Origin of the sequence: Vibrio sp. SG41-7, from assembly GCF_014164465.1 — a bacterium.
Lineage (GTDB): Bacteria > Pseudomonadota > Gammaproteobacteria > Enterobacterales > Vibrionaceae > Vibrio > Vibrio splendidus.
On the sequence record NZ_JACJFF010000217.1, the window covers coordinates 1 to 4,054 of the forward strand.

The window sequence follows — 4,054 nt, forward strand, 5'->3', positions numbered from 1 at the left end:
GCTGAACTCAGGTGGTCGACCATGGCATTTAATTGCTCGGAGGCGTCAGAAAAGAATGAAAGATCTTGTGAGTTAACGTATGCTGCGGTCATAAAGAGGCCTTTTTGGGGAGTTATTGTGTTTCGCAGCTAAATAACTACCACAAACTGGCCTCTTTTGCATTTTCAGAACCTCTAACTGACTGATTTAAAAAGATCTCTTGTCGTTCCAAAAGATCTACACCCTATTAATTTTAATAGGTAACCAGCTTTGTTTAACAAGGCTGATATTCTGTTTGGTTGACAACCAATGCCCAAACGGTTCGAGCTATTTTGTTTGCTAACGCAACCGTCACGACATTTTTCGGTCTTCTTGCTTGCAAAGATACAAGCCATTCACTTTTTTCTTTACTGTGGGTCATCACCGCTCGTGCTCCATGGATAAGCAGAGTACGTAAATACACATCTCCTCGTTTGCTGATCCCGTGCAAGTGCACTCGTCCTCCCGTTCCCGTTTGTCGTGGAACCATACCTATCCACGCTGCAAACTCTCGGCTGGATTTAAACGCTGACGCATCCCCCATTGAAGCAATAAGAGCCGTGGCTGTGAGTGGTCCTATGCCTGGCACTTTGGCAATGCGCTGACAATCTTCATTGTGTTTAAACCAGCTTTGTATTTGCTTTTCCAGTTGTTTAATGTCTTCGTCCAACTGAGTCAATCGTTCAACTTGAACTTGTAAGGCACACATAAAGGCACCTGGAGTATCCTCTTCCAGTTTTGCTAAACAATCTGGCAGCTTTTCCTTGAAGGTCTGTTTCCCTCTCGGCATCACCAGACCAAATTCTGTCAACAATCCACGTATCGCGTTGATTTGTGCCGTTCTGTGTTTAACCAGTAACTCTCGCATTCTGTGAATGCTCAGAATCGCTTGCTGCTCTTGTGTTTTTACCGCGATGAACTTCATGCCTGGTTGTTGCATTGCTGTCCAAATCGCACGAGCGTCTACCACATCATTCTTGTTGCCAAAAACGAAAGGTTTGACTTTCTTCGCTGGTAACAGCTTCACGGTATGCCCCATCTTTATGAACAGTCTTCCCCAATGGTGAGCACCGCCGCAAGCTTCCATTCCAATCATTGATGGCTGTTGATTAGCAAAGTACTGAACAAAATCTTTTCGCTTCACTTTGTCAGAGTGGATTTCGCCGGTTTCTTGATCGACCCAATGAATTTGAAAGACTTGTTTTGCGATATCAATACCAAATACGTTACTGTTCATGTTGGATACTCCCATGTTGATTGTTCACTTGATTGAACCACACTGGGCACTTTGATGCCGTGACTGGGAGTATCCTCCTGTTAATTGCACCATCAGTCTCCGAGGTTTGGGGAAGCGTTCATATCATTCTCCTTGTTTCGTTGTTCTTATAGTTCAACCTTTCGCTTATCAATAAGTTTTTCGTAGTCATTCAGAAGCCTACGGATCTTCATTAGTACATTTGAGCGTTGTCTTAGTACGACGTAGTACTCTTCGGTCATTTTTATGGACTTAAACTCATCGTCAGTAGCCTTTTTGAATGCTGACAAGTCGTATTGGTTGCCTTTTCCTTTTTTGAGGTATGTTGAATAAACTTGGGACTTACCCCCCTTTGGGTCGGGCACGAAACGGTTTAAAAACCATTCTGCCGATAGGCTTCTGCCATTCAATCTTGCTCTAGTTCCGAATCGCCATTGATTGTTTTCATCCTCTTCCTCTCTGGCTATTCTGTTTGCGCGCCAATGGACGTCAGCTTTTGTCTTTGCTTCAACGATAAGTACTTTCATCTCTTGCTCTATTGCGTTTTGTATCTCCAGAACAAAGTCTCTTGACGTTGCCTCGATGTCATCAATGTACAGTGCAGATCTTTCATCCTCTTTTTTGGGATCTAACAAAAGATCCCAGTCTATATTTGCCTTCTTACTGATTTTATCCGTACTCATTTCTTAGGCTCCTGAGCTGGCTTTAGCGTGGCTAATAGCGAAATTCCTAACCAATTCCTATCCAAATATCTATCTATCTGGAGGATTTAACTATTTTATCCAGATAGATAAGTACTCTCTTACGATAGCTCGTGAATTAATTTTGTCAACGCTCTATCTATCTGGATAATTTACTATCAATATCCTAGATGTTGCACTCTTTATGATTATGTGTCTGTTTTATCCAGATAGATATAGGATTTCTACTCATAAATATTTCACTATTCACCAGCGAAGTTATTAAAGAGTCTTGAGCAAATGCTTCGATTGTTGCTTTTTTTTCGTTTTTTAATCGAAAAGCAATCTAAACGCCCCTTTTGGGCAATTGTGGAGGCGGTCTTGGTAAATGTCGTGATGTAAATTGTCTCTCATCGGCTGAATTGCATCTAAAAGCCATCTTGTGATTACTTTTTGATTTAATAGGAGTGGGGCATGTTTGTTCTTGGTCTAGATATTGGATACTCAAACTTAAAACTTGCATACGGAGAGAAGGGGGAAGAGCCTAAGGTTGAAGTTCTGCCTGTAGGCGCTGGGCCAGCAGAGCTTATGCCTCAGCAGTTAATGGGAGGCGCGTCTAATTGTATCCTGGTGGACATAGATGGAGAAAAATGGGTCGCTGGAGTTGAGCCAGATCGATTGCAGGGATGGGAAAGAGAGTTACATGGTGATTATCCCTCAACCAAATCGTATAAGGCTTTATTTTTAGCTGGCTTACTTTTGAGCGGACGTTCAGAGATTGATGTTCTTGTAACTGGTCTTCCTGTTGATCAGTTTATGGATAAGTCTAAGAGAGATGCACTTGTTGAACGTCTCACTGGCGAGCATCAAATTTCACCTAAAAGAAAGGTGCTGGTGAAATCAGTTGTAGTGGTGCCTCAGCCTGCCGGAGCGTATATGGATGTGGTTAGTTCTTGCGATGATGAGGAACTGTTAGAAATCATAAATGAAGGTCGGACAGTTGTTATTGACCCTGGGTTTTTTAGTGTTGATTGGGTCGCTCTCGAAGAGGGGGAGGTGCGTTATCAATCTTCTGGTACGTCTCTGAAAGCTATGTCTATGCTTCTACAGGAACTAAATAGACTAATACAAGAGGACTATGGTACGGGACCTGGATTAGAAAAAATCGAAAAAGCTATCCGCTCGAATAAGAAAGAATTGCTTCTACACGGTTCGAAAGTTCCTCTTGGTGAGTACTTCGATAAGGCTGCGTCCAAGGTTGCTCCAAATGCATTAACGCCTATGAAGAAGTCTATGCGTGAAGAAGGTATGGCTGCTGATGCTGTGTTGCTTGCTGGTGGAGGAGCTTCGGCTTACAAAGAAGCTGCAAAAGAACTGTTCCCTCATTCAAAGGTTGTGGTTCCTTCCAACGCAGTGGCATCGAATGCTCGTGGTTTTTGGTTCTGCGGCTAGTTAAGGGGGACATATGGCTAGTAGTGATTGGGATGGGAAAATTAGTAATTTCAAAGTCTCAGAGCAGGCATTTCCCGAGCTTTATCAAGAGCTATCTCAAATGCATCATAAGGAACGTTGTGACCGTCTTAGATGTTTAGCTATGTTAGGTATGTATGCTCTTAGAGGTGGGGCAATGACTACAGTCCAACACTCTAGCCCTCCACTTGAAGAGCAGGTTGAAGAGAAAAATAATAAGTTAGACAAAGCTAGGAATGGGTTGAAAGGTAAATTGCTGCAAAGTGTATGACGCAGATTGTAAATAGAGCGTTGTTCCAATAGAAAAGGGGTGAGAAATCACCCCGACTGAGGGGAAGATAATCCGAATCGCAAGGGCGTTGCTGGCCAACGGCAGGGTCTGAAGGAAGCGATAGGAAGTTAACAGTACACAACGCAAGTGAACCTGCTTCGGCATTATAGGTGGGCAAGCGTCCGAAATAGCGCGAAGTCTAATACTCAGTCAGACCTATAATGTGTTTGAGGGTGGCATTGTTAACAGGGAGTCAGTGCAATAACTGGGGAAGCCTGACACCACATCCGGGCAAATGCCGGAAGCGTCCATCAAGAGGTGACTCAAGATGCACGTTGGTGCGAGGTGGCAGATGAACCC

Annotated in this window: 4 protein-coding genes; 2 read left to right on the top strand and 2 right to left on the bottom strand. The window is 43.4% G+C overall.

The genetic code is table 11. The features are described 5' to 3' along the window. Positions 1–253: 253 nt before the first annotated feature. Entirely contained in the window at positions 254–1,255 is a 1,002-nt protein-coding gene (locus H5300_RS25785) for an IS110 family transposase (RefSeq protein ID WP_182797268.1), read from the bottom strand. A 146-nt stretch (positions 1,256–1,401) separates the two neighbouring features. Next, a complete protein-coding gene (gene mobI / locus H5300_RS25790; RefSeq protein WP_182797269.1) occupies positions 1,402–1,956 on the bottom strand; it encodes a conjugative transfer protein MobI(A/C) in 555 nt (184 codons plus the stop codon). Positions 1,957–2,427: 471 nt separating this feature from the next. On the opposite strand from mobI, the gene H5300_RS25795 reads away from it, so the two are divergent. Continuing rightward, the gene (locus tag H5300_RS25795) at positions 2,428–3,405 is read left to right on the top strand and encodes a ParM/StbA family protein (protein ID WP_017086038.1); all 978 of its coding nucleotides are present in this window, start codon (positions 2,428–2,430) and stop codon (positions 3,403–3,405) included. 13 nt (positions 3,406–3,418) lie between these two features. Further along, positions 3,419–3,694 (top strand): hypothetical protein, encoded by a 276-nt coding sequence (locus tag H5300_RS25800; protein WP_041154791.1) that lies wholly within the window; start codon positions 3,419–3,421, stop codon positions 3,692–3,694. Positions 3,695–4,054: the final 360 nt, after the last annotated feature.

Coding starts and splice junctions, on each gene's coding strand:
- H5300_RS25785 (WP_182797268.1), bottom strand. CDS start 1,255: ATGAACAGTAACGTATTTGGTATTGATATCGCAAAACAAGTCTTTCAA.
- mobI (WP_182797269.1), bottom strand. CDS start 1,956: ATGAGTACGGATAAAATCAGTAAGAAGGCAAATATAGACTGGGATCTT.
- H5300_RS25795 (WP_017086038.1), top strand. CDS start 2,428: ATGTTTGTTCTTGGTCTAGATATTGGATACTCAAACTTAAAACTTGCA.
- H5300_RS25800 (WP_041154791.1), top strand. CDS start 3,419: ATGGCTAGTAGTGATTGGGATGGGAAAATTAGTAATTTCAAAGTCTCA.